This window comes from Magnetococcales bacterium, assembly GCA_015231925.1.
Classification (GTDB): Bacteria; Pseudomonadota; Magnetococcia; order Magnetococcales; family JADGAQ01; genus JADGAQ01.
In genome coordinates, this window is record JADGAQ010000053.1 from 1 (window position 1) to 23,494 (window position 23,494).

23 protein-coding genes are annotated in these 23,494 nt (G+C 60.8%); 9 read left to right on the forward strand and 14 right to left on the reverse strand.

Annotation, left to right across the window (positions count from 1 at the left end):
* Positions 1-178: 178 nt before the first annotated feature.
* The 5 genes from mnmE to rpmH all read right to left on the reverse strand — a co-directional run bounded on the left by mnmE (position 179) and on the right by rpmH (position 4,086).
* The gene (gene mnmE, locus HQL56_07865; protein MBF0309426.1) at positions 179-1,594 is read right to left on the reverse strand and encodes a tRNA uridine-5-carboxymethylaminomethyl(34) synthesis GTPase MnmE; all 1,416 of its coding nucleotides are present in this window, start codon (positions 1,592-1,594) and stop codon (positions 179-181) included.
* Between the two features lie 30 nt (positions 1,595-1,624).
* Entirely contained in the window at positions 1,625-3,271 is a 1,647-nt protein-coding gene (yidC, locus tag HQL56_07870) for a membrane protein insertase YidC (GenBank protein MBF0309427.1), read from the reverse strand.
* Between the two features lie 66 nt (positions 3,272-3,337).
* Positions 3,338-3,547: a membrane protein insertion efficiency factor YidD gene (gene yidD / locus HQL56_07875; GenBank protein ID MBF0309428.1), complete on the reverse strand. Its 210-nt coding sequence runs from the start codon at positions 3,545-3,547 to the stop codon at positions 3,338-3,340.
* Positions 3,544-3,915, reverse strand: a complete 372-nt coding sequence (gene rnpA, locus HQL56_07880) for a ribonuclease P protein component (GenBank protein MBF0309429.1) — start codon at positions 3,913-3,915, stop codon at positions 3,544-3,546. The genes yidD and rnpA overlap by 4 nt, the downstream gene beginning before the upstream one ends.
* A gap of 36 nt (positions 3,916-3,951) precedes the next feature.
* Positions 3,952-4,086: a 50S ribosomal protein L34 gene (gene rpmH / locus HQL56_07885; protein ID MBF0309430.1), complete on the reverse strand. Its 135-nt coding sequence runs from the start codon at positions 4,084-4,086 to the stop codon at positions 3,952-3,954.
* A 290-nt stretch (positions 4,087-4,376) separates the two neighbouring features.
* Here rpmH and dnaA point away from each other — a divergent pair, with 290 nt between their 5' ends.
* From dnaA to HQL56_07910, 5 genes are all read left to right on the forward strand, one after another.
* Positions 4,377-5,738 (forward strand): chromosomal replication initiator protein DnaA, encoded by a 1,362-nt coding sequence (dnaA, locus tag HQL56_07890; protein MBF0309431.1) that lies wholly within the window; start codon positions 4,377-4,379, stop codon positions 5,736-5,738.
* A 20-nt stretch (positions 5,739-5,758) separates the two neighbouring features.
* Positions 5,759-6,886: a DNA polymerase III subunit beta gene (gene dnaN / locus HQL56_07895; protein MBF0309432.1), complete on the forward strand. Its 1,128-nt coding sequence runs from the start codon at positions 5,759-5,761 to the stop codon at positions 6,884-6,886.
* A gap of 16 nt (positions 6,887-6,902) precedes the next feature.
* On the forward strand, positions 6,903-8,018 hold the full coding sequence (locus tag HQL56_07900) for a DNA replication/repair protein RecF (protein MBF0309433.1): 1,116 nt from the start codon (positions 6,903-6,905) through the stop codon (positions 8,016-8,018).
* Between the two features lie 335 nt (positions 8,019-8,353).
* Positions 8,354-10,831, forward strand: a complete 2,478-nt coding sequence (gene gyrB / locus HQL56_07905) for a DNA topoisomerase (ATP-hydrolyzing) subunit B (protein ID MBF0309434.1) — start codon at positions 8,354-8,356, stop codon at positions 10,829-10,831.
* Positions 10,832-11,081: 250 nt separating this feature from the next.
* Entirely contained in the window at positions 11,082-11,543 is a 462-nt protein-coding gene (locus HQL56_07910) for a methylated-DNA--[protein]-cysteine S-methyltransferase (protein MBF0309435.1), read from the forward strand.
* A 217-nt stretch (positions 11,544-11,760) separates the two neighbouring features.
* Here the strand turns inward: HQL56_07910 and HQL56_07915 are convergent, their stop codons facing one another.
* From HQL56_07915 to rho, 5 genes are all read right to left on the reverse strand, one after another.
* Positions 11,761-11,964 (reverse strand): hypothetical protein, encoded by a 204-nt coding sequence (locus HQL56_07915; GenBank protein MBF0309436.1) that lies wholly within the window; start codon positions 11,962-11,964, stop codon positions 11,761-11,763.
* Between the two features lie 239 nt (positions 11,965-12,203).
* Positions 12,204-12,491: a DUF2442 domain-containing protein gene (locus HQL56_07920; protein MBF0309437.1), complete on the reverse strand. Its 288-nt coding sequence runs from the start codon at positions 12,489-12,491 to the stop codon at positions 12,204-12,206.
* A gap of 12 nt (positions 12,492-12,503) precedes the next feature.
* Entirely contained in the window at positions 12,504-12,773 is a 270-nt protein-coding gene (locus HQL56_07925; protein ID MBF0309438.1) for a DUF4160 domain-containing protein, read from the reverse strand.
* 210 nt (positions 12,774-12,983) lie between these two features.
* On the reverse strand, positions 12,984-13,196 hold the full coding sequence (gene rpmE, locus HQL56_07930) for a 50S ribosomal protein L31 (GenBank protein ID MBF0309439.1): 213 nt from the start codon (positions 13,194-13,196) through the stop codon (positions 12,984-12,986).
* Positions 13,197-13,212: 16 nt separating this feature from the next.
* Positions 13,213-14,463, reverse strand: coding sequence for a transcription termination factor Rho (gene rho / locus HQL56_07935; GenBank protein MBF0309440.1), 1,251 nt, complete (start codon positions 14,461-14,463; stop codon positions 13,213-13,215).
* A 343-nt stretch (positions 14,464-14,806) separates the two neighbouring features.
* Here rho and HQL56_07940 point away from each other — a divergent pair, with 343 nt between their 5' ends.
* Positions 14,807-15,901 (forward strand): tRNA pseudouridine(13) synthase TruD, encoded by a 1,095-nt coding sequence (locus HQL56_07940; protein ID MBF0309441.1) that lies wholly within the window; start codon positions 14,807-14,809, stop codon positions 15,899-15,901.
* 235 nt (positions 15,902-16,136) lie between these two features.
* Here the strand turns inward: HQL56_07940 and HQL56_07945 are convergent, their stop codons facing one another.
* From HQL56_07945 to HQL56_07960, 4 genes are read right to left on the reverse strand one after another with little or no spacing between them, the layout of a single operon-like run.
* Entirely contained in the window at positions 16,137-16,781 is a 645-nt protein-coding gene (locus HQL56_07945) for a dephospho-CoA kinase (protein ID MBF0309442.1), read from the reverse strand.
* Positions 16,782-16,788: 7 nt separating this feature from the next.
* Positions 16,789-17,613 (reverse strand): prepilin peptidase, encoded by an 825-nt coding sequence (locus HQL56_07950; GenBank protein MBF0309443.1) that lies wholly within the window; start codon positions 17,611-17,613, stop codon positions 16,789-16,791.
* Positions 17,606-18,490: a shikimate dehydrogenase gene (gene aroE, locus HQL56_07955; GenBank protein MBF0309444.1), complete on the reverse strand. Its 885-nt coding sequence runs from the start codon at positions 18,488-18,490 to the stop codon at positions 17,606-17,608. Before aroE ends, HQL56_07950 begins: the two co-directional genes overlap by 8 nt.
* 8 nt (positions 18,491-18,498) lie before the next feature.
* Positions 18,499-19,257, reverse strand: coding sequence for a Nif3-like dinuclear metal center hexameric protein (locus HQL56_07960; GenBank protein ID MBF0309445.1), 759 nt, complete (start codon positions 19,255-19,257; stop codon positions 18,499-18,501).
* Between the two features lie 112 nt (positions 19,258-19,369).
* Between HQL56_07960 and HQL56_07965 the strand changes: the two genes are divergently transcribed.
* From HQL56_07965 to hemN, 3 genes are all read left to right on the forward strand, one after another.
* Entirely contained in the window at positions 19,370-20,509 is a 1,140-nt protein-coding gene (locus HQL56_07965) for a hypothetical protein (protein MBF0309446.1), read from the forward strand.
* A 436-nt stretch (positions 20,510-20,945) separates the two neighbouring features.
* A complete protein-coding gene (locus HQL56_07970; protein ID MBF0309447.1) occupies positions 20,946-22,019 on the forward strand; it encodes a uroporphyrinogen decarboxylase in 1,074 nt (357 codons plus the stop codon).
* A 5-nt stretch (positions 22,020-22,024) separates the two neighbouring features.
* Positions 22,025-23,419 carry an oxygen-independent coproporphyrinogen III oxidase gene (hemN, locus tag HQL56_07975; protein ID MBF0309448.1) on the forward strand — a complete coding sequence of 465 codons (1,395 nt, stop codon included), beginning with the start codon at positions 22,025-22,027 and terminating at the stop codon, positions 23,417-23,419.
* Positions 23,420-23,494: the final 75 nt, after the last annotated feature.

Genomic DNA, 23,494 nt, shown 5'->3' on the forward strand with positions numbered 1-23,494 from the left:
ACTTTCAATATTTATCTTTTAAGTATCAAAAAAAGAAAATGTTCTGTCCTTTGACTTTCCTTAAAATCTTTTTGTTAAAAAAAACAACAACTAAAAAATAAAAGTCAAAAAACAGAACATTTCCTTTTTTTGATACTTAAAAGATAAATATTGAAAGTCAAAAGATCTCTTTACAAAATCATTTGCCGATACAAAACCGACTGAAAATCCCCTCCAGAATCTCTTCCGTCACAATCTCCCCCACCATATCACCCAACACCAGCGCCCCCTCCCGCAAAGACCAGGCCGCAATCTCTTCATACTTCTCCTGCTCGATCTCCCGTAACGCCTCCTGCAAACGCTCCGACAACCGTTCCAAATGCTCCTGATGCCGCGCCGCCACCATCAGGGGAGCGGAAACTTCGTCGCATCCCTGGTTGGACAAAGCCTCCAGACGGGCCTCCAGCTTCGCCAAACCCGATCCGTCATGGCAACTGACAGGGAGAACCTCAAACGAGGAAACAAGGCCCTCCGGCAGCCCGGACGGCGGTATGTCGCCCAACAGATCCATCTTGTTCCACACCCAGAGCCGGGGCAAAGCCGCCGGCACCTCCGCCAGAATGGCAAAATCCTCGGGAAGCACACCCCGATGAGCCTCGGCCACCAGCAACACCGCATCGGCCTGACGGACATGCTCACGGGTGCGTCGCATACCCTCCGCCTCGATGTGACAGTCGCTGTGACGCAACCCCGCCGTATCCACCAGTGTGATCAGCAGACCATTCCGTTCCAGAGTGACTTCCAGACTGTCCCGGGTGGTGCCCGCCTGATCGGAGACAATGGCCCGCTCCCGCCCGGCCAGCCGGTTGAACAGACTCGACTTGCCCACGTTGGGACGCCCCACCACCACCACATAATAGCCTTCCTGCAAACGCTGTCCCAAACGCATGCCACGAACCAGTCGGGCCACCTCTCCGGAAAGCTGCCGCAGGGAGCGCACCAACCCCTCCCGCTCCAGGGGATCGATCTCCTCGTCGGCGAAATCGATGCGGGCCTCCAGATGCACCAGCACCTGCAACAAACCTTCCCGCAGCACTTTCAGTCCCGCCGCCGCCTCGCCTTCCAATTGCCGCGCCGCCACCTTGGCCCCGCGCAAGGTTCCCGCTTCGATCAACCCCAGAACCGCCTGGGCCTGCAACAGGTTCATCTTGCCGTTGAGACAGGCCCGTTTGCTGAACTCCCCCGGTTGCGCCGGACGAATGCCCACCTCGGAGAGCCGTTGCAGAATACGCCGCACCACCACCATGGAGCCGTGGCCCTGCAACTCCACCTGCTCTTCGCCGGTGAAGGAGCGCGGCGCGGGGAAATGCACCACCAGCAGATGGTCCAGGGGCGTGCCGTCGGCATCAAGGAATTCGGCGCGAATCAGCTTCCGCTCGGGAGGAGGGGAAGGGGGGAGAGGAGGGGAGGGGAGCGCGGCGGAAAAACGCAACAGGGGATGCAACCGGAACCAGCAGCCCGCGCCTGAGAGACGCACCACAGCCACCCCACCCCGGCCTGGCGGTGTGGCCAGACCGGCGATGGGATCGGCAAGAAAGGGGGATGCCTTGGGCATGGCGTTGTGAAAGCCCCTTTACGGATCGGATCAGGTGGTCTGCTTCATGATGTAACTCTGCTGGATGATGGAGAGGACGTTGTTGACCAGCCAGTAGAGCACCAGGCCCGAGGGGAAGGTCAAGAACATCACCGTGAAGATCACCGGCAGAAAGAGCATCACCTTGGCCTGCACCGGATCGGCGGGGGTCGGGTTCAGCTTGGTCTGGATGAACATCGACACGCCCATCAGCAGGGGCAGCACATAGAAGGGATCCATGGCGGTCAGATCGTGGATCCACAGGAAGAAGGGGGCGTGGCGCATCTCCACGGAGAGATAAAGCACCTTGTAGAGGGCGAAGAAGACCGGAATCTGGATGATGATGGGCAGGCAGCCCCCCAGGGGATTGACCTTCTCCTCTTGATAAAGGCGCATCATCTCCTGATTCATGCGCTGCTTGTCGTCGCCGTAGAGGCGTTTCAGCTCCTCCATGCGCGGCTGCAGCTTCTTCATGGCGCTCATGGAGCGGTAGCTCTTGTTGGCCAGGGGATAGAAGAGGAGCTTGATGACAAAGGTCAACAGGATGATCGCCAGGCCGTAGTTGCCCAGGAAATCGTTGAAAAAGAGCATCAGGTCCACCAGGGGCACGGCCAGGAAATGGAACCAGCCGTAATCGATGGAACGCTCCAGATGCAGATTGAGGGACTCCAGGGTGCGGATCTCCTTGGGTCCGATGAAGAGGCGGGTCACGTTCTCCTGTTTGCCGCCGGCGGCCACGTCGAGCTTGGGCGAAACCACGCCCACCCGATGGGAGGGGGCGTCGTAGTCGAAATAGAAACGCTTCGAGGTGACCGCATCGCCGGGCACCAAAGCGGCCAGGAAGTAGCGGTCGCTGAAGCCCACCCATCCTTCGGCGGACTTGTCGACGGGAGGTTCCTTGGCGATGACATCGGCGTATTCGTGCTGGATGCGGGTACCGTTGAGAAAGCCCATGGGGCCCTGGAAATCGTAGAACTGTTTGTTGGCATCCCCCTTGGGCTGCACCCGCAGGAACTGTGCATAGTGGAACAAAGGCGCCGGGGCGGCTCCCTGATTGCTCACCCGGTCGGTCACGGTCAGCAGATAGGATTTGGCCTCCAGGGAGAGGATCTTTTCGAAGACTTGGCCCTGTCCGTTATCCCAACGCAGGTGCAGAATGCGGCCCGAAGGAGTACTGCTGTCACTCACGCTCTCCCAGCGGGTGGTGCGTCCGGGCACCTTGATGCCGTCCTGGGCCAGATAGCCGGTTTCCCCGACAAAGGGTTCGGCCCCGGCGTCGTTCAGGAAGGCGACCGGATGGCTTTCGGCTTCGATTGATTCGTGGAAGCGCAGGAAGCGGGTTTTGACCAGTCGCGCCCCCTCCTGGGAGACGGACCCGGACAACAGCTCGTTTCCGAAGGAGAAGGTCTCCCCGCCACCGCTCGGCGTGATCTGACCGGAAGCCGGAGCGGAGATCGTACCGGGGGAGGTCGAGGGGCTTTTGGTCACCTCCGGCGCCGCCGGAGCGGTTGCCGGCTGGGCCGGGGTTTGGGTCTGGGAGGTGGTCGCCGGGTTTTCCGCTCGCGGAGGCGCTGGCGGAAAATAGATGCCCATGAAGACCTGGTAGGCCAGGAGCAAGGCAAACGAGAGGGAAATGGCCAGCAGCAGACGGCGATCCATGGAGGCGAAACCTTATGGTCCGAGGTTGGGCAAGGTGGCGCAAGCCACCGTATCGTGAAAAGCAACTCAGGGCACGGGGTCGAGTCCACCCGGATGGAAGGGATGGCATTTGCCCAGCCGGATCACCGCCAGGCGGGCTCCCTTCAGCGCCCCGTACCGGGTCACTGCCTCGAAAGCGTATTCCGAACAGGAGGGCCAGAACCGGCAACTGCGAGGCAGCAGGGGGCCAATCAGATACTGATAGAGACGGATAAGCCCCAACAGCAGTTTTTTCATACCGATCTCTTCATCAGGGGCGCAAAGAGGGTTGCCAGATCCTGGCGCATCGCCTCCGGACTGACCCGGGCCACGGCGGGGCGGGCGACCAGCACGCAGTCGCATCCTTTGCGAAAGCGTCCGCGCCATTGCCGGAAGCACTCCCGCGCCACCCGCTTGACCCGATTGCGCACCACCGCCTTGCCCACCTTGCGGGAGACCGTCAGACCCAGACGGGCCTGATCGTCCGCCGTCTCCAGGTAGCAGAGCAGAAAACCCTTGCCCTGACGGCGCTGGCCCCGTCCCATGACGCGACGAAAGGCTTCCGCGACCAGAAGTCTCGCCTCTTTCGGAAAGGAGAGGGGCGAAAGCGCGGTCTCCTCCGTCATCGTCACGATCCGGAACGCATGCGACCGGCGTCCGGGTTACGGGATCAGCTTATGGCGGCCCACGGCCCGACGACGGGACAGAACCTTGCGTCCGCCGGCAGTGGCCATGCGGGCCCGAAATCCATGGGTGCGATTGCGGCGCAGGGTGCTGGGTTGAAAAGTCCGTTTCATGGCAAAAGACTCCCTCGATCGATTGACGGCAAAATGGGGAATCTTAGAACATTATACGGACAAATCAAGAGACAACGTGTTCCCCCCTCGCCGAAACCTGCGCGGCGAGATGGCCATCCATTGCCGTCCCGACGGCAATTGTGGTAATTTGCACATCATCGGACAGGAGGGTTTCCGGATGGAACCGGTGCCTTGTCCGCCGGAATGTCGCTCCCGTCAGAGGTAGGCGCCTCTCCTTCCAGGTTCCCGGAACGACGCTCTTTCCGGATCACCTTTGTGCATGCAAAAGAATGGATGCTCTCTGGTCCCAAGCCTTGGCCCTGCTGCAGGAACAACTGGCGCCGCAACTCTACGATGCCTGGATCAAACCCCTGCGCCCGGCTCCCGGCGGTGACGGCAGCCGTCTGCTGCTGCTGGCCCCCAGCACCTTCGCCCTGGATCGGGTGCAAAGCCGCTTTCGCAACGATATCGAACAGGCGGTCGTCGCCCTGGCGGGAGACGGCGTCAAGATCGCCTTCCAGGTGGACGGCAATCCCGCCCGCCCGGAAAGCGCCCCCGCCACGGTGACGACCAGCCGGGAAGAAGAGCCGCCCCCGCTCCCGAGAGACCGAGACAAACAGGAGACCGGCCTCGATCCCCGTTACACCTTCGAATCCTTCGTGGTGGGCGGCTGCAACCAGTTCGTACACGCCGCCGCCGCCCGGGTGGCCGAACTGCCCGCCAAGGCCTACAATCCCCTGTTCATCCACGGCGGCGTCGGCCTCGGCAAGACCCACATCATGCAGGCCATCGGCAACCGGCTGCAGCAGACCCGCCCGGAGTTGAAGATCCTCTACATCTCCTCCGAGAAGTTCATGCTGCAACTGATCAACTCGTTGCGTTTTCAGCGGGTCTTCGATTTCAAGGAGAACTTCCGCTCCGTCGATATCCTGCTGGTGGACGACATCCAGTTCATCGCCGGCAAGAAGGCCACCCAGGAAGAGTTTTTCCACACCTTCAACGCCCTCTTCGAGGCCAACAAGCAGATCGTGCTGACCTCGGACAGCTTTCCCAACGAGATCGAACATCTGGAGGAGCGGTTGCGTTCCCGGTTGCGCATGGGGCTGGTGGCCGACATGCAGCCGCCGGAGCTGGAAACGCGGGTGGCCATTCTGAAGAAGAAAGCCGCCATGGAGGGCCTCGACCTGCAGGACGACGTGGCCTTCTTCCTGGCGGAGGCCATCCACTCCAACGTGCGTGATCTCATCGGCGCCCTGATCCGGGTCTCCGCCTACGCCTCCCTGACCCGGCAACCGGTCACCATGGGCCTGGTGCGCACCTCCATGCGGGAGATGACCCGGCAGCCGGAACGGCAGGAGCCCCTCTCCATCGAACGCATTCAGGAGACCGTCGCCACCTTCTATCGGGTACAGATGGCGGACCTGCACTCCACTACCCGCGCCCGGGCCATCAGTCGGCCCCGGCAGATTGCCATGTTCCTTTGCAAACAGTTCACGGCGCACTCCTATCCGGAAATCGGTCGCCAGTTCGGCGGCAAGGATCACACCACGGTGCTTTACGCCGTGGAAAAGATCGAAGAGGAGAAGATGCGCAATCCTCAACTGGCGCAAGAGCTGGACACCCTGTCCGGCCAGTTGCGCAAGAACACCTGACCCGAACGGAGAACACCTTCGTGGAACTGCATCTCGATCGTGACCCCTTTCTGAAAGTCCTCTCCCGCGTTCATGTGGTGGCGGAACGCCGCAGCACCATGCCCATACTCGGCAATGTCCTGCTGGAGGCCCGCGACGGGCAACTGACCGCCACCGCCACCGACCTGGAGGTCTTCGTCACCACCACCATTCCCGCCGAGGTGGTGGAACCGGGCAGCATCACCGTGGCCGCCCGCAAGCTCTACGACATCGTCAAGGAGCTGCAGAACAACACCGTCCACCTGCGGGAGACCCAGGGCAACCGGCTGCAATTGCAGGCCGGACGGGCCCGGTTCACCCTGGCGGGCATCTCCCCGGACGAATACCCCGCCTTTCCCCAGGAGCCCTCGCCCCCGGAACTGACCCTGCCCGCCGCCATGCTGGCGGACATGTTCGGCAAGACCTACTTCGCCATGTCCCATGACGAATCCCGTTTCGCCTTGAGCGGACTCCTGCTGGAACTGACCGTGCCCACGGAAGAAGAACCCGGCCCCTGCCGGATCGTCCTGGCCGCGACGGATACCCATCGTCTGGCGGTGGCCGAACAGGTGCTGTCCAATACCTTCGAAGAGGGCTATCGGGCCATTCTGCCCAAAAAGGCGGTGGCCGAAATTCGCAAGATGCTGGAGGAGGCCGGTTCCGAGCAGGTCACCCTGCTGCTGGGACGCAGCCATGTGCATTTCATTCGGGAGGGCACCACCCTGATCTCCAAGCTGGTCACCGGTCGTTTCCCCAACTACCGGCGGGTCATTCCCCTGGACCACCCCATTCATCTGGGGGTGGACAACGGGGCTCTGCAGGGCATGGTGCGCCGCATGGCGGTCCTCTCCAACGAGAAGTCCCGTGGTCTGCAGATGCGCATCGAAACCGGCATCATGCGCATGAACGCCGACAATCCCGAGCAGGAGCTGGCGGAAGAGGAGATGGACATTCCCTACGAGGGGCCGAGTCTGAATCTCTGCTTCAACGCCCGTTATCTGCAGGAGATCTGTTCCGTGGTGCCGGGGGATGTTTTGCTCTTCAAGGTGAAAGATGCGGAGTCCCCGGTTTTGATCTCCGATCCCACCCGGGGCGACTTTCTCTACGTGCTGATGCCCATGGAGGTGTGAGCCGGTTCTCCCTGCCATGCGCCTGGTCTCTCTGGAGCTGCGTCATTTTCGCAACATCGACCAGGCCAGCCTGAACTTCGGTTCCCGGCTGGTGCTGGTGACGGGGGAGAACGGGCAGGGCAAGAGCAACCTGTTGGAGGCCATCGGGCTGTTGGCCAGCGGACGTTCCTTCCGCCGCGCCCCGCCCGAGGTGATGCGGGGTCACGGGCAGCCCTTCTTTGCCCTGGATGCGCGGGTTCTGTCCGGGGAGTTGCAGCATCGGCTGGAGTTTTTCGGCAAGGGGCCGCGACTGGCGGCCCGCCTCGACGGCAAGGCCATGGCCGCCACTTCGGCCATGGGGGCGACCCTGGCGGCGGTGGTGGTCACGCCGGAGACGCTGGATCTGGTGCAGGGCGGACCGGGAGAACGGCGGCGTCATCTGGACCGGTTGGCGTTCCTGCGCAAAGCCTCTCACGCCGCCCTGGCGCGGCAGTATCAGCAGGCCCTGCAGGCCCGCAACCGGCTGTTGACCAGCCGACAGGGCGGGGATGCGGTCATGGAAGCCTGGGAGGAGCGGCTCGCGGTGCTGGGCGGGACCGTCACCCTGGCCCGGCGCAGCGCCCTGAGCCATCTCGAACGCCATCTCACCCCCTGTCTGGAGGCCATGGCCCTGGCGGGACGCCGTTACGAAGTGCGGCTGGGCTGCCAGTTGGATCGGGAGGAGGGGGACTGGAGCACCCCGGAAGAGGCGGTGAGCCGCTATCGGGAGTTGCTGGTACGGCATCGGGAGGCCGATCGTCGCCAGGGAGAGACCCGTGTCGGTCCCCATCGGGACGATCTGTTGTTTCTGATGGATGGCAAAGCCCTCGCCCGTTTCGGTTCCCAGGGGCAGCAGAAGCGGCTGGTATTGGCTCTCAAGCTGGCGGAAGCCGATCTGTTGCGGGAGGTATTGGGCGAAACGCCCCTCTTTCTGCTGGATGATCCCGTGGCGGAATTGGATCGCGCGGGCTTGGAGCGGTTCATGGCGCTGTTGGCCGAACGGGAGCCCCAGATTTTCGTGACCACCTGTTCCACCGCCGACATCCCCTGGGGTGGTGGCGAAAAAAACGTCTTCACCGTCTCCTCCGGACATTTCCGGGAACGAGGGGAGTGAGTGATACGGGGGTCCGGGGGGATTATCCCCCCCGGCGGGGTCTGGGGCGGCGCCCCAGGGTTTGGTCGTTGACGGTTCCGTTGCCGTAGCGGTCCGCTGCGTATCGTCAAGGCGACGAACCCGGTTTTAAATGAGAACCTGATGGAATGCAGCGGACCGCTGGGGGGACAAGGGGTTTCTCCTGTTGGCTTCGACCCGCCAACGGCCACGTCAACACCTCGGGGCGCTGCCCCGAACCCCGCCGGGGGGGCCAGCCCCCCCGGACCCCCGCTTTACCCAAATACCGGACGCGGTTTCGTCCGGTGATTCGCAACTGGCATGGAGTACACTGGTTCATGAGCAACGCCCCGCTGCCCGCCACCCCCACCCCCACTCCGGCGCCGCTCGCCCGCAAGCAGGACAACGGCGACTACCGTGCCGACAGCATCCAGGTTCTCAAAGGACTGGACGCGGTGCGGCGGCGCCCCGGCATGTACATCGGCGACACCGACGACGGCACCGGACTGCATCACATGGTCTTCGAAGTGGTGGACAACGCCATCGACGAAGCCCTGGCCGGCTATTGCGACCGCATCGACGTCACCATCCACAGCGACAACTCCGTCACCGTGCGCGACAACGGACGCGGCATTCCCACGGACATCCACGCCGAGGAGCAGCGTTCCGCCGCAGAAGTGATCATGACCGTGCTCCACTCCGGCGGCAAGTTCGATCGCGACTCCTATCGCGTCTCCGGCGGTCTGCACGGCGTGGGCGTTTCGGTGGTCAACGCCCTCTCCGAATCCCTGGAGATGGTCATCCGCCGGGAAGGCAAGGTCTGGCAGCAATCCTATGCCGACGGCGTCCCCCTGACGCCCATTCGCGTCATCGGCGAAACCAGCTCCACCGGCACCCAGGTGACCTTTCGTCCCAGCCGGCAGATCTTCCAGCACAATTTCGAATACTCCTTCGACGTGCTGTCGCAACGGCTGAGAGAACTCTCCTTTCTCACCGCAGGGGTGCGCATCCGCATCACCGACGACCGCAGCGGCAAGAACCACGACTTCCATTTCGAAGGAGGCATCGTCTCTTTCGTGGAGCATCTGAACCGGGCCCGCACGCCGTTGATCCCCACGCCGCTCTTCATGAGCGACGAGCGGGATGAGATCGTGGTGGAGGTGGCCATGCAGTGGACCGACTCCTATCAGGAGGACAACGTCTTCTGCTTCACCAACAACATCCCCCAGAAGGATGGCGGCACCCATCTGATCGGCTTGCGCAGCGCCCTGACCCGCACCATCCAGAACTACGCCGTCTCCTCGGGTCTGCTCAAGAAGGACAAGGTGGCCCTTTCCGGCGAGGATTGCCGGGAGGGGTTGACCGTCGTGCTGTCAGTCAAGGTTCCCGATCCCAAGTTCTCCTCCCAGACCAAGGAGAAGCTGGTCTCCTCCGAGGTGCGACCGGTGGTGGAAGGGGTGGTTTCGGATAAACTGGCCACCTACCTGGAAGAGCATCCCCACGAAGCCAAACAGATCGTCTCCAAGACGGTGGAAGCCGCCTCGGCCCGGGAGGCGGCCCGCAAGGCCCGGGAACTGACCCGGCGCAAGAGCGCCCTGGAGATCTCCTCTTTGCCCGGCAAACTCGCCGACTGTCAGGAGCGGGATCCCGCCAAATGCGAACTCTATCTGGTGGAGGGGGATTCGGCAGGCGGTTCCGCCAAGCAGGCGCGGGATCGGCGCACCCAGGCGGTGTTGCCCCTCAAGGGCAAGATCCTCAACGTGGAGAAGGCCCGCTTCGACAAGCTGATCTCCTCCGCCGAGGTGGGCACGCTGATCACCGCGTTGGGCACCGGCATCGGCGCGGAGGAGTACGACATCAACAAGCTGCGCTATCATCGCATCGTCATCATGACCGACGCCGATGTGGACGGTTCGCACATTCGCACGTTGTTGCTGACCTTTTTCTACCGCCATTTTCCCCAGATCATCGAACGGGGCCATCTGTTCATCGCCCAGCCGCCTTTGTATCGCATGGCGCGCGGCAAGAGCGAACGCTATCTGAAGGACGAAACCTCCCTCAACGGTCTGTTGCTGGAGCACGGCACCGAAGGGGTGGCTCTGCGGGGAGGGGCAGCGGAGCCCTTGACGGATAAGGCTCTGATCGATCTGGTGCTCTCCTGCCAGCGATTGCAGGCCATACTGGATCGCCTGGCCCGCCATTACGACCGGCTGGTGCTGGCCGAAGCGGTCACGCCGCCGGCCATCACCCCGGAATCCCTGGAAGGTATGGAGACGGCGCAGGTGGCGGTGGCGCGGTTGAACGAGCGCTTGTCGCGGCAACCGGACCAGCATCGTCGCGTGGAGATCACCGTGGAGGCCGATGCGGAGACGGGCAGCGCCATTTTGACCGTCACCCGGGTGGATCACGGTGTGCAGACCATCACCCCCTTCACCGCCATGCTGGTGCGTTCCCCGGACTATCGGGAGGCGGTCTCCCTGGCGGCGGGCATTGCCGAAAGTCTGGGTCAAAACCCGGTACTGCTGCGGGACAACCGGGAATTCCCGGTGCGGGATGGGGCGCATCTGGCGGAGATGGTTCTGGCGGAAGGGCGCAAGGGGCTGGTCATTCAGCGGTACAAAGGCTTGGGTGAGATGAATCCCGAGCAGTTGTGGTCCACCACCATGGATCCTTCGGTGCGCACGTTGTTGCAGGTGCGGGTGGCGGATGCGGTGGCGGCGGACGAGGTTTTCATCACCTTGATGGGCGATGCGGTGGAACCCCGACGGGATTTCATCCAGGCCAACGCCCTCAATGTGGCCAATCTCGACGTGTGATGCCGTTTCATGAATACGGGGGTTCGGGGGGGATTATCCCCCCCGACGGGTCCAGGGCAGCGCCCTGGGACTTGTCCCTTCGCCGTTGACGTTCCACCCCCTTGGGGTCCAGGGGGCACCCCTGGGACGTGTCCTTGCGCTGTCGAAAAATAATGGTTAGAAATTATCTAAATAAGGAAGAAAACGTCAACGGACAGAACATTTCCTTTTTTTGATACCTAAAAGATAACATATTGAAAGTCAAAAGATCATGAGCCATGGCGTCGAAACCCCAACAGGCCGCGTCTGGCCCGACGGAGAACGGAATCCGCAGGGCGTGTGGCTGTTGAGACGGCTGGACTGGCATCCCCTTGGCGCACCACCGGCACTGGAACAACTGCTGACCACCGCCCTGCAAGCCTTTTTCGCAGGCCGCCCCTGGACGGAAGAAACCCCCGCTTTGCGCCTGGATCCCCAGGGCACACTATTCCAAATGCGGGTCTGGCAAACCCTGCTAACCATCCCTTACGGACAAACCACCACCTACGGTGAACTGGCACACCGACTGGAAACAGCCCCCCGCGCCGTGGGCGGCGCCGTGGCAGCCAATCCCCTCCCACTACTGATCCCCTGCCACCGCGTGGTGGGCGTCAACGGATTGGGAGGCTACAGCGGTCAGGGAGGCCTCGTCAGCAAACAACGCCTGCTGGATTGGGAAGCGGGCAACGGATAGCGACTGTTGACCCCACACTTCTCCTGAAATACATCTAATATTAAAGAATGATCTTAATTATTTATTATTTTTTATTGAAAATAAAATAACAGTTTTACCAAGAGAGAGCAACAATACTTTAATTAAAAATAATTATATTTCAATACTAATTAAATGATAAAAATTTATAGCAATAAGATAGCCCTTTTCTCGACGACACGATCACAAGCTAAAGCCCCTAATCAGAGTAAACTCCAATAATTTTTTTGACAACATTAACAACTTCTTCAGAAGCAGGCTTACATGTTGACCCATTACGGTTTTTTCTCATTGGATGCCCGAGCGTGCGCTTGGCATCAGCAATTTCACAATCCTGTAGGTCTCTGCCAAGATGCTCCTTTGCCTCTTTACGGATTTCATCATAAGTTTTACATTTTCCCATAATTTACTCTCCATGACTTAGCGTTAATCGGGACACACTTAAAAATCTTTGCTTCAATTTTAGACCTGCCTTATGGTAGCCGAAGACGATCGGATCGCTGTTCTCCAACTGATTTTCATGTATTATATATTACCATAAATACGATCTCATATACAGTTATAATTTGTTAGGCTTTGCAAGGCCCCCCATCTATCACCTTCACAAACTGCGAATTTCAGCCGACTCGCTGGCAGACTTGCTCAACGATGGGGGGCAGTATTTTCTGAGACGCTTCCATCAGAAGTGTTCGAGGAAATCGGAATACTCTTCAGGTACAAGGTGTCCGGGCTGAAATCCTGACCACGAGGCCATGCCACGAATCCGGATATCGCCTGGACGGATTTGAAATAAGCGGAATCGCGCAACTCCTTGAAAATACCCTTGTCCAGATAGGGCGATACATCGAAGCACCTGCGCTCGCCATTGGAAAAGGCCAGCACCAGTGAAGGGGGGTCACAAGATTCCACGGCAACAACTCTTGGATTCATCATGGTGATTTCTCACTTCAGTGGTTCAATGCGAAAAACCTCGTTCCCTTCCATGGCCAATTTCCAATCGGCCAGCAACTCTTCCCGGTGCAATTCAATCCAGGCCTGCACCAATCTGACTTTTTGACGCGGCAACTCTCCTACCAAGATTTCACCATCCGCAATGCAGAAAACGGCATGCATCTCTCCGAACTCGACGTGGATATGAGGAACATGATGCCGATCCGCATCAAAGAAAAACATGCGAATGATCAGACCGTAAAACATCGAGATGACAGGCATGACACCTCCTGATTATAGCGTCTGTGCAAATGCGTCCGCGAGCTGTCGATTCAAGAGATATCGAGGGAAGGTTTACGGGTAAACCGACATCGGGCCACCCCTCCTGACGGAAGGATGGCCCGATCGTTGACAAGCCTCGCGGAAAAGCGCGGTGACGGGGAAACCCAAACCCGCCTCGCGCTACCGGATCGTGCGACGGAAACCCAAAAACTACTTGCGGGCTTCCATATTGTATTTGCGCAAGAAGCGTTCCACCCGACCGGCCGTATCGACCAGCTTGTGCTTGCCGGTGAAGAAGGGGTGGCAGGAGGAGCAGACCCCGAGGGTCATGTCCTTCACGGTGGAGCGGGTCTGGATGACGTTGCCGCAGCCGACGCAGCTGAACGTCGTATCCTTATAATCCGGGTGAATATCCTTCTTCATGATCGTCGTCCTTTGATCAGCCGTTCATACTGGAGAAAAATTCGCGATTATTCTTGGTCGCCTTGATCTTGTCAAGGAGGAAACCCATCGAATCCTGGGGCCCCATGGGCAGCAGGATACGCCGCAGAACCCACAACTTGCTGAGTTCGTCCTTGTCGGTGAGCAGCTCTTCCTTGCGGGTGCCGGATTTGGCGATGTCGATGGCCGGGAAGATGCGCCGCTCCACCAGACGGCGGTCCAGATGGACCTCCATGTTGCCGGTGCCCTTGAACTCTTCGAAGATGACCTCGTCCATGCGGGATCCGGTATCCACGAGAGCGGTGGCGATGATGGTCAGGGAGCCGCCTTCCTCGATATTGCGCGCCGCGCCGAAGAAACGCTTGGGGCGTTGCAGGGCGTTGGCGTCGATACCGCCGGACAGCACCTTGCCGGAGGAGGGGGCCACGGTGTTGTAGGCGCGCGCCAGACGGGTGATGGAGTCGAGCAGGATCACCACGTCGCGATTGTGCTCCACCAGCCGCTTGGCCTTTTCCAGGACCATTTCCGCCACCTGCACATGGCGCGTTGCCGGCTCGTCGAAGGTGGAGGAGACCACCTCGCCCTTGACGGAACGCTTCATGTCGGTCACCTCTTCGGGCCGCTCGTCGATGAGCAGCACGATCAGGAAGACCTCCGGATGGTTCTGGGCGATGGAGTGGGCAATGCTCTGCAGCATCATGGTCTTGCCGGTGCGGGGCTGGGCCACGATGAGGCCGCGTTGCCCCTTGCCGATGGGCGAGATCAGATCCAGAGCCCGCGGTCCCACGTCGTCGCTGTTCTCCATCTCCATGCGCAGGCGCTGGTGCGGATAGAGCGGCGTGAGATTGTCGAAGAGAATCTTGTCACGCGCCTTGAGAGGATCCTCGAAGTTGATGCTCTCCACCCGCAACAGGGCGAAGTAGCGTTCGCTCTCCTTGGGAGAACGAATCTGCCCTTCGATGATATCCCCCGTGCGAAGGCCGAAGCGCCGGATCTGCGAGGGGGAGACGTAGATGTCGTCCGGTCCGGGCAGATAGTTGGTATCCGGCGTTCGCAGAAAGCCGAAGCCGTCCTGCAGAATCTCCAGCACACCATCGCCGAAGATCTGGCCGGTCTTTTCGCTCTCCGCCTTCAGAAGGGCGTAGATGAGTTCCTGGCGACGCATGCTGCTGACATTTTCGAGCTTGCGCTCCAGTGCCATGGCAGTCAGCTCGCCAACGCTTTTGGACTTCAAATCCTTGAGGTGCATTGGAATGGGATCTATCGAGGTTGTTGGATTGGGCTGGGAAATCCGTTGATAAAGAGGGTGCGGGCTGGTTTGTGGTCACCGCCGATGGTATGTTTGCGAACCCGTCATGGCAAGACAAGCGCCGACGGACCCGGAAAAAAAGAGAACAACGAAAGCATTTATCGGCTTGCCGACACCTGTCGGCCTGGGAATCAGGAGAGCCACACATCCAAAAAAGCATCGGACCTTCGAGCGCCCCACCGGACAGGAAACCGACCGACCGGAAGAACCCGCAAAGAGCGACACGTTCGCAACGGAGAAACTGCAGCGCAGGTGGGGACAAAGCTAATGACACAGGGAAACAATGTCAAACAGAAAAACACAACTGACTTCGAAAATCGCGAATTTGCCCGCCAGCGACGCGCCGCTGGGCGCTCCGGGAGCGGGTCTCGGCGGAGAACTGAAGCGGGAGGAGGAGGATTTCCGGGTCGAGGAGCTGCGTCCGGACCCGTTGACCGGCCAGGGGGAACACTGGGTGGTGAAGGTGGAAAAACGGGGCTTGACCACGGATCAGGTGGCCCGCTGGCTGGCGGAAGCCTGTGGCGTGCGCCGTCGTGAGGTGGGATACGCCGGCTTGAAGGATCGCCACGGCGTCGCGGTGCAGGATTTCTCCATCTCGCCGGGTCCGGGCAAGCCGCTGCCGGATCTGGAATCCCTGCGTCCGCCGGGGGTGACGCTGCTGGCCGTGGGACGGCATCAGCGCAAGATCCGTCCGGGACACCTGTCGGGCAATCGCTTCCAAATCCGGCTGCGACGGGAGCTGTTGCCGCTGCGGGAGGAGGAGGAGGCCCGTCGGCGGGCGGATGCAACCGCCTGCTGGATTGCGGAACACGGCGTGCCCAACTATTTCGACGAACAACGCTTCGGTTTCGACGCGGGCAATATCGAACACGGGCTGGCCCTGCTGGCCATGGGGCGTCAGGAGGGGCGGCGCAAAAGCGATCCCTTTCAGCGGGGGCTCTATCTGTCGGCGTTGCGTTCGTCGCTGTTCAACCATCTGCTGGCGCGACGTATCGAGGTCGGCTGGTTCACCCGTTTGCTGCCGGGAGACGTGGCCATGCTGGCGGGGCGCACCGGCTGTTTCCCGGTGGTGGATATCGAGGTGGAGCAGGCGCGTTTCGAACGGCTGGAGATTCATGCCACCGGGCGTCTGCCGGGACAGGGCGGCTTGCGCGCCGAAGGTGAACCGGGTGAATTGGAACGGGCGGTGGAGGAGGGGGCTGCCGAGGTGGTGGCCGGATTGGAGGCTTTCGGACTGGAGGGGGAACGACGCACTTTCCGGGTATTGCCGCGCGACTGGCGGATGCAGTGGGAGGCGGACGGCAATTTGCTGCTGACGTTTTCCCTGCCACGGGGCTGCTACGCCACCATGGTGATGCGTTGCTTCATGGAGGAGTGAAGCATCTGTTCCGTAATACGGGGGTTCGGGGGGGATTATCCCCCCCGACGGGTCCAGGGCAGCGCCCTGGGACGTTTCCTTTGTCTGTCGACTTTTCCCCCCTCATGGGGTCCAGGGGGCACCCCTGGGACTCTTCCTGTCGCCGTTGACGTTCAACCTCATGGGGTCCAGGGGGCACCCCTGGGACTCTTTGTCGTTGACACGATCCCATCGCGATGTGCGGGTGCCCGAATCGTCACGGAGTGAGATACCTTTCCCAGGCTTCGGGCCAGACGCTGCCCCGCAGGCCCTGCAAGGTCCGCCACAGGACATCGACCTGACTCTCCAGCTCTTGCAGACCGCCCTGGTTGTCGAGGAGGTGCGTGCAGCGGCAGCGTTTCTCCGCTTCCGGCAATTGGCGCTGCCGTAACAGATGCCTGACTCTTTCCGGCATGGCATCACCCCGAGACAAAACCCTCTCATGCCATGCGGCGCCGCAAAAAACGTTTACAGTTGTATCAAGCCGGACATCGAGCCCGCTTTCAAAAAGCAAAGGCACATCGAGAACAGCCACAGTTTCCGAGTCGAGATGATACCGTTCCGCCAGCCGGACGGCCATGATCCGAAAAATCAGCGGATGGAGAATGGACTCCAGTTGCAACAACGTCTCCAGGGAAGCGGTGGCCAATTCGCCCAGGCGACGCCGGTCCAGTGAACCATCTTCCCGCAGCACCGAAGCGCCGAAGACCTCGACGATGGCCCGCAGCCCGCACCAGCGGGGCTGTAGCGCCTCACGGGCGCAGAGGTCGGCATCCAGGACCCAGGCTCCCTTGCGAGCCAGCAGGGCGGCTACCGTGCTTTTGCCGCAGCCGATGCCGCCCGTCACGCCGATCAGAACCATGGCCTCTTCAGCCCGGAATGAAAGCGTTGAAGTACCAGGAGTAGAAATCGGCCCCCCAGTAGAGATAGCTCCAGGCGGCCAGCACCAGATAGGGACCGAAGGGAATGGGCAGGGTGCGATCCCGCCCCAGCAGCAGAATCCAGCTCAAACCCACCACCGAACCCGCCACGGCAGCGGCGAAAATGGTGAAGGGCAAGGCCTGCCAACCCATCCAGGCGCCGATCATGGCCAGCAGCTTCACGTCGCCGAAGCCAAGCCCCACCTTGCCGGTCAAACGTTCGAACACCCAGCCGAAGAGCCAGAAGAGCCCCCCGCCGATGGCAAGCCCCAGAGAAGCGTCGGTCAGGGAGGGCAGGGCCGATACCCGCGGAACCAGCCACGCGGCCAGCAGACCCGCCACGATGCCGGGCAGGGTGATGACATCGGGCAGAATGTAGTGGTAGAGATCGATGACCAGCAACACGATGAAGGACCAGCCCAGCAGGGTCAACAGCAGGGCATCCGCCGTCAGTCCGAAGCGATGTACCACCAGCAGGGGCAGCAGAGCGCCGGCCAGTTCGATGAGCGGGTAGCGGGGCGAAATGGTCGCCCGGCAGCGTCGGCAGCGTCCCCGCAAAATCAGCCAGCTCAACAGCGGGATGTTGTCGAACCAGCGGATGGGCTGTTCGCAGGCGGGACAGTGGGAAGAGGGCCACAACAGACTGTGATGCTCCGGCAGACGGTGGATGCAGACGTTGAGAAAGCTGCCCACGATGGCGCCGAAGAGAAAGAGCAGCACCGAAATCAGATGGGGAGGCAGTTGCTCCAGGGGAATCCAGTAAAAATCAGGCATGGTTGGCTCGTTGACGTAGAATCCGTTGCAGGTGATCCCGAACCGCGTCCACGGGCATCTCCCGACCGGTCCAGAGGTGATAGGCCGCCGCACCCTGATGCAGCAGCATGCCCAGTCCGTCGGCGGTTGACAGTCCGAGGCGTCCGGCCTGGGCCAGCAGGGGGGTCTCCTGGCCGTAGACGATGTCCATGACCCGTGCCGAAACGGGCAGGCGGGCGCAATCGACCTCTTCCAAAGCGTCACCGTGCAGACCGGCGGTGGTGGTGTTCACCAGCAGGCCGCACCGATCCAATGCCACGGTTGCCAGGGAACAAGCCCGCACCGAAGCCCGTGGATGGCGGCGCCGACAGGCATCGACCACCTCTTCGGCTCGGGGGAGCGTGCGATTGGCCACGGTGATGTCGTGCAACCCCGCCGTCAGCAGTCCTTCCAGCACGGCGCGGGCCGCGCCGCCCGCACCCAGCATGATCACCGGGAGATCGGCCGGCAGGACCCCGAAATGTTCCCGCAAGGACTGGCCGAAGCCGTAAACGTCGGTGTTGTAGCCTTCCAGCCGCCCTTCCGGGGTGATTTTCACCGTATTGACCGCCCCCAGGGCCCGGGCTGCGGGATCACACCAATCCATCAGGCGGAACAACGCCTCCTTGTGGGGCACGGTGGCGTTGAACCCGATGGCCTTCACGGCCACCAGACCCCGCACCGCCTGTTCCAGCCGGGCAGGTTCCACGTGAAACGGCAGGTAACGGGCGTTGATGCCCTGCCGCGCCAGAGCGAAGTTGTGCATGGCCGGAGAGAGGGAGTGGGCGATGGGATCGCCCAGTACCCCCAGCAGGCGGGTTTGACCATCGAGAAGCCAATCCGGGGACGATGCGCTCATGGTTCGGCTCAAATGGGGTTGAAGATATCGATGAAACGGTGTTCCAGGGCAAAACGTTCCGCCAGATGCGCCCCCAGGGCCTGCACCCCGAAGCGTTCCGTGCGGTGGTGCCCGGCGGCCATGAAGTGGATACCCTCTTCCCGGGCATAGTGGAAGAGATATTCCGTGGCCTCCCCCGAAATAAACAGATCGGCGCCGGCCTCCCTGGCCTCCCGGATCAGTTCCGGAGCCGCGCCGCTGCACAAAGCCACGGTACGGATGAGCGGCGGACCGAAAGGCAACACCAGCGGTTGCCCGCCACATACGGCGGCAAGCCGTTCCGCCGCCGCCTCGATGCCGAGTCCCGTCGGCCAGTGGCCCAGCCGGGAAAGATCCGTGCCCTGATAGCGTCCGAAAGGTTTGCCGGGTTCCAGCTCCAGCAGTCGGGCCAGCACCGCATTGTTGCCCACCTCCGGATGACAGTCCAGCGGCAGGTGATAGGCCATCAGAGTCAGATCGTTTTCCAGTAAAAACTTGAGACGTTCCCGAAGATGACCTGTCACCACCCGTGGCTCCTTGTTCCAAAAAAGCCCATGGTGCACCAGGATCAGATCGGCCTGCCAATCCTGGGCCGCCCGGAACAGGTCCATGCAGGCGGAAACCCCGGTCGCCAGTCGGAAAACCTCCTCCCGACCCCCGACCTGAACCCCGTTGGGGGCATAATCGGCAATCTCGGCACAGCGCAGAAATCCATGCAGATATCCGCTCAGTTCATGCAGTGAAAGCATGGGAAAAATCCTTGCAAGGGTAAGGGTTATAATGTTCTCCTAATGTTCCGAGGGGATCGGGTTTTCCCGCCATGGATGGACGGTGTCCCGTCCGACCCACCAGGAGCGGCACATGTCGGCATCAAGGGAATTTCAAACACTTTTATTACCGGACAAAACACCTCTGACCGCTCAGGCCGATCAGGCCTATCTGCGTACACGGGATCAGGTGATTCGTCAACTCACTCACTATACCCTCATTGAGTCCTACCACCAATTCCGCAAGGAAAATCTGCCCTATCCCTTCGTACCCCCGGCCAATCTGCGTCCGGGAGCGGTGGCCACCACCCGGGAATACAAGCTGCAGAACAACGCCCTGGTCATCCTGATCAACTCCGTGATGAGCGCACGCTTGCGCAAACATTTTCGCTGCCGGGAGTCCAACCGCGTCAACAAGAAAAACATCGCCGCCGTAGCGCCCGACATTCCGGCTTTGGAACGTTATCACACCGACGGGCGTGATCCGCTGCACGCCCGTTTCGGGGATCTCATGCGCATGCTGCTGCCGCTGGATTATGCCCTTTTCATCCAAAAAGAGGGCACTGAGGAGAACCCGGAACTTGAGTTCAGCCTGACTCATTTCCATGTGCGTATCGAACGGCTGACAGACAACGCTTTAAAAAGCCTTGGTATGCATTTGAACTATTTTGGCCGCAGTTTGTATGAACACGGCGACGAATTTGTGGAAACCTTCGAGAGAAAATTTTTCGAATACTTTAATTTTTATCATAATGCCGCCGGACGCCGCTCCGCAGCCGCTCTGGCAGCCCAGTTGCTGAGTCGGGAGAGGATCGAAAGCACTATCTTCGTAGCCTCGCAGCAGGATCGCCGGCTGAGTCTGCTGTCCAACAACGGCAAGGAGTTCGATACCGACATCGAGCAGTATCTCCTGGTGCGGCTCGACGCCGACGAGGTACAGGCTCTGGAGCAGTGGAGCAAGAGCCGTCCCTTCGATTTCCGACACCATTTTCTGATCGATGGCGGCAATGCGGAAGAGGCCGTCGCCGTGCTTCGGGTGCGTTACGCTCACACACCCGCCGCCATGCCCGCTCCCAGCGGAATACGCAAGCTGCAACCCAATTTGCGGGAACGCTGGGTCAAGATCATTCAGGAGGCCCTGATTCCCATCGACGGCGATTGCTGCAAAGCCATTCTTTATCCCGTGGCCTATCGTCGCGCGGGAACGGACGAGGCTGCTTCGGAAAAGGGGTGATGGGATGAGCATCCGGGGGACGGGGGATTATCCCCCCGAACCCCCGTATGAGCCACTTTTCCACAGTACCTGTGGAAAACGTGGGAAAACGGCTGAAAAAGCCACCCGTATTCCCCGAAAACGGTCGTCTCCTGGAAACCGAATGCTCCCAACGCCGTTTTCTTCACGATCCCTCCCAGTCCCCACGGAGAACCTGTGGATAATTTATCAATTAAAAACAACATGTTAATCGAGTTATCCCCGATTTGCGCCACACAACAAAAGCAGCGATTCCTTTATATAAGATTACAAACCACAGAAAAGAATGATCGGCTTCTTCGCCTCTCTCGCCGGTCCCGGAATTGACACCCGTCACCTCCCGTTCTTATAGTGCTTCCAGGCTGCCCGGAAGATGGCATTCCGGAGCCGCTCCCTGCCCCACCACCCAGGACACGCCATGGAACCGGAACATCTCTTTTTGAGGGCTTGCCTTCGCCTGCCCGTTACCCGCACGCCGATGTGGATCATGCGCCAGGCAGGTCGTTATCTGCCGGAATACCAGGCGGTGCGCGCCAAAGCGGGCGATTTTCTCGCTTTGTGCCACCAACCCGATCTGGCCACCCAGGTCACGTTGCAACCGGTGGAACGCTTCCCTCTCGATGCAGCCATCCTCTTTTCCGATATTCTGGTGGTTCCCGCCGCCATGGGTATGGAGCTGCACTTCTCCTCCGGAGAGGGACCCCGGCTCAATCCGGTGGTGCGCCGTCAGGCGGATATCGATCGCCTGGGCACTCCCGATCCGGAAACGGATCTGGGTTATGTCATGGCGGCCATTCGCTCCATTCGCACCGCGCTGGCGGGGCGCATTCCCCTGATCGGTTTTTCCGGCAGTCCCTGGACCCTGGCCACCTACATGGTGGAAGGCGGTTCCAGCAAGGACTTCCGGCAGATCAAGGGCCTGCTCTTCGAATCCCCCAGGACGTTGCACACCCTGCTGGACAAGCTGGCCGACGCCGTGACCCTCTACCTCAACGCCCAGATTGCCAACGGTGTGGAAGCGATACAGATCTTCGATACCTGGGGAGGCGTCCTGGGCCCCGAAGAGTTCGGTGAATTTTCCCTGCGTAGCATGCGTCGCATCATTGCCGGTTTGCAGCGCACCGGTCCCCGGGGCAACCGGGTTCCGGTCATTCTCTTCGCCAAAGGCTGCGGCAGCCAACTCGAAGAGATGGCCGCCAGCGGTGCGGACGTGCTGGGTCTCGACTGGACCAGCGATATCGCCAAAGCCCGGCTGCGGGTGGGTGATCGGGTGGCGCTGCAGGGCAATATGGATCCTTCGGTACTGTACGCCTCCCCGGATCGCATCCGGCAGCAGGTGCGCCATATCCTCAACGGATTCGGACCCCATCCCGGTCATATCTTCAATCTGGGTCACGGCATCGCCCAGGATGTCGATCCCCAGCGGGTTGCCGTGCTGGTCGAAGCCGTGCGGGAAGAGAGTACCCGTCTTTTTCGGGAGGGGGCGGCATGAGCGCCATTTCCCAACAGGTTCTTTTCGACCGGCGCCTCATCGATCGGTACAACCGCGCCGGTCCCCGCTACACCTCCTATCCGACGGCGCCCCATTTCCACCAGGGTTTCGGTCCGGAGGCCTATTTGCGGGAGATCACCCGTTCCCTTGAGGAACAACCCGACAAGCCTCTCTCCCTGTATGTACACATCCCTTTCTGCGATACGGTCTGTTACTACTGCGCCTGCAACCGCACCGTAACGCCGGATCGCACCCGGGCGGCCGTCTATCTGGAACATCTGCTGCGGGAGGTGGCTTTGGCGGGTCGTCTCTTCGGCACGCGGCGGGAGGTGGTGCAACTCCATTTCGGCGGGGGTACCCCCACCTATCTGGATGCCGGACAGTTGACCCGTCTGATGGAGACCATCCGGCAGCATTTTCGACTGGCCGGGGATGAAACCGGCGAGTTCGGCATCGAGGTCGATCCCCGGGAGATGCCTCCCGGTCTGGTTCACACCCTGCGCCACATCGGTTTCAATCGTCTCTCCATCGGGGTGCAGGATCTCGACGAACAGGTGCAGCGGGCGGTCAACCGCATTCAACCTCTGGAGCTGACGGCCCATGTGGTCGAGGAGGCCCGTTCCTGCGGTTTCGGCTCCATCAATCTGGATCTGATCTACGGCCTGCCCTTTCAGACCCTGGCCCGTTTCCGGCATACCCTGGAAACCGTGATCGGGCAGTTGCGTCCCGACCGGCTGGCCATGTTCAACTATGCCCATCTGCCGGAGTATTTCAGCCCGCAACGCAAGATCAATCCCCAGGATCTGCCGGCTGCGGACGAAAAGCTGGCCATTCTGGAGATGGCCATCACGGTGTTGACCCAGGCGGGTTACGTCTATATCGGCATGGACCACTTCGCTCTGCCGCAGGACGAACTGGCGGTGGCGCAACGACAGGGGGAGCTGCATCGCAATTTCCAGGGCTACACCACCCATGCCGGTTGCGATCTGGTGGGGTTGGGCACCACCGCCATCAGTCAGATCGGCGACAGCTACGCCCAGAACCTGAAGGAGATTCCCGCCTACTACCAGCGCATCGAAGAGGGCAAGGTGGCCGTCTTCCGGGGTTTGGCCATGACGCCGGACGATGTGGTGCGGCGCACGGTGATCATGCGGCTGCTGTGCGATTTCCGTTTGGACCGGAGCCGGATCGAGGAGCGTTTCGGTCTGGTTTTCGAAGACTATTTCCACAAGGAGATGGAGGCGGTGGGGCGCATGATCGCGGAGGGGTTGCTGACGGAGGAGGGACCCATTCTGCAGGTCACCCCCGGCGGACGTTTGTTGATTCGCAACATCTGCATGGCTTTCGACTGGTATCTGGGCAACATGGAGCAGAAGAAGAGCTTTTCGAAGACGATCTGAACCGCGCCCGTTCCGAGGGGGGTGTTCAGTCATACGGGGGTCCGGGGGGGATTATCCCCCCCGGCGGGGTTCGGG

Coding starts and splice junctions, on each gene's coding strand:
- mnmE (MBF0309426.1), bottom strand. CDS start 1,594: ATGCCCAAGGCATCCCCCTTTCTTGCCGATCCCATCGCCGGTCTGGCC.
- yidC (MBF0309427.1), bottom strand. CDS start 3,271: ATGGATCGCCGTCTGCTGCTGGCCATTTCCCTCTCGTTTGCCTTGCTC.
- yidD (MBF0309428.1), bottom strand. CDS start 3,547: ATGAAAAAACTGCTGTTGGGGCTTATCCGTCTCTATCAGTATCTGATT.
- rnpA (MBF0309429.1), bottom strand. CDS start 3,915: ATGACGGAGGAGACCGCGCTTTCGCCCCTCTCCTTTCCGAAAGAGGCG.
- rpmH (MBF0309430.1), bottom strand. CDS start 4,086: ATGAAACGGACTTTTCAACCCAGCACCCTGCGCCGCAATCGCACCCAT.
- dnaA (MBF0309431.1), top strand. CDS start 4,377: ATGGATGCTCTCTGGTCCCAAGCCTTGGCCCTGCTGCAGGAACAACTG.
- HQL56_07900 (MBF0309433.1), top strand. CDS start 6,903: ATGCGCCTGGTCTCTCTGGAGCTGCGTCATTTTCGCAACATCGACCAG.
- gyrB (MBF0309434.1), top strand. CDS start 8,354: ATGAGCAACGCCCCGCTGCCCGCCACCCCCACCCCCACTCCGGCGCCG.
- HQL56_07910 (MBF0309435.1), top strand. CDS start 11,082: ATGAGCCATGGCGTCGAAACCCCAACAGGCCGCGTCTGGCCCGACGGA.
- HQL56_07915 (MBF0309436.1), bottom strand. CDS start 11,964: ATGGGAAAATGTAAAACTTATGATGAAATCCGTAAAGAGGCAAAGGAG.
- HQL56_07920 (MBF0309437.1), bottom strand. CDS start 12,491: ATGAATCCAAGAGTTGTTGCCGTGGAATCTTGTGACCCCCCTTCACTG.
- HQL56_07925 (MBF0309438.1), bottom strand. CDS start 12,773: ATGCCTGTCATCTCGATGTTTTACGGTCTGATCATTCGCATGTTTTTC.
- rpmE (MBF0309439.1), bottom strand. CDS start 13,196: ATGAAGAAGGATATTCACCCGGATTATAAGGATACGACGTTCAGCTGC.
- rho (MBF0309440.1), bottom strand. CDS start 14,463: ATGCACCTCAAGGATTTGAAGTCCAAAAGCGTTGGCGAGCTGACTGCC.
- HQL56_07940 (MBF0309441.1), top strand. CDS start 14,807: ATGTCAAACAGAAAAACACAACTGACTTCGAAAATCGCGAATTTGCCC.
- HQL56_07945 (MBF0309442.1), bottom strand. CDS start 16,781: ATGGTTCTGATCGGCGTGACGGGCGGCATCGGCTGCGGCAAAAGCACG.
- HQL56_07950 (MBF0309443.1), bottom strand. CDS start 17,613: ATGCCTGATTTTTACTGGATTCCCCTGGAGCAACTGCCTCCCCATCTG.
- aroE (MBF0309444.1), bottom strand. CDS start 18,490: ATGAGCGCATCGTCCCCGGATTGGCTTCTCGATGGTCAAACCCGCCTG.
- HQL56_07960 (MBF0309445.1), bottom strand. CDS start 19,257: ATGCTTTCACTGCATGAACTGAGCGGATATCTGCATGGATTTCTGCGC.
- HQL56_07965 (MBF0309446.1), top strand. CDS start 19,370: ATGTCGGCATCAAGGGAATTTCAAACACTTTTATTACCGGACAAAACA.
- HQL56_07970 (MBF0309447.1), top strand. CDS start 20,946: ATGGAACCGGAACATCTCTTTTTGAGGGCTTGCCTTCGCCTGCCCGTT.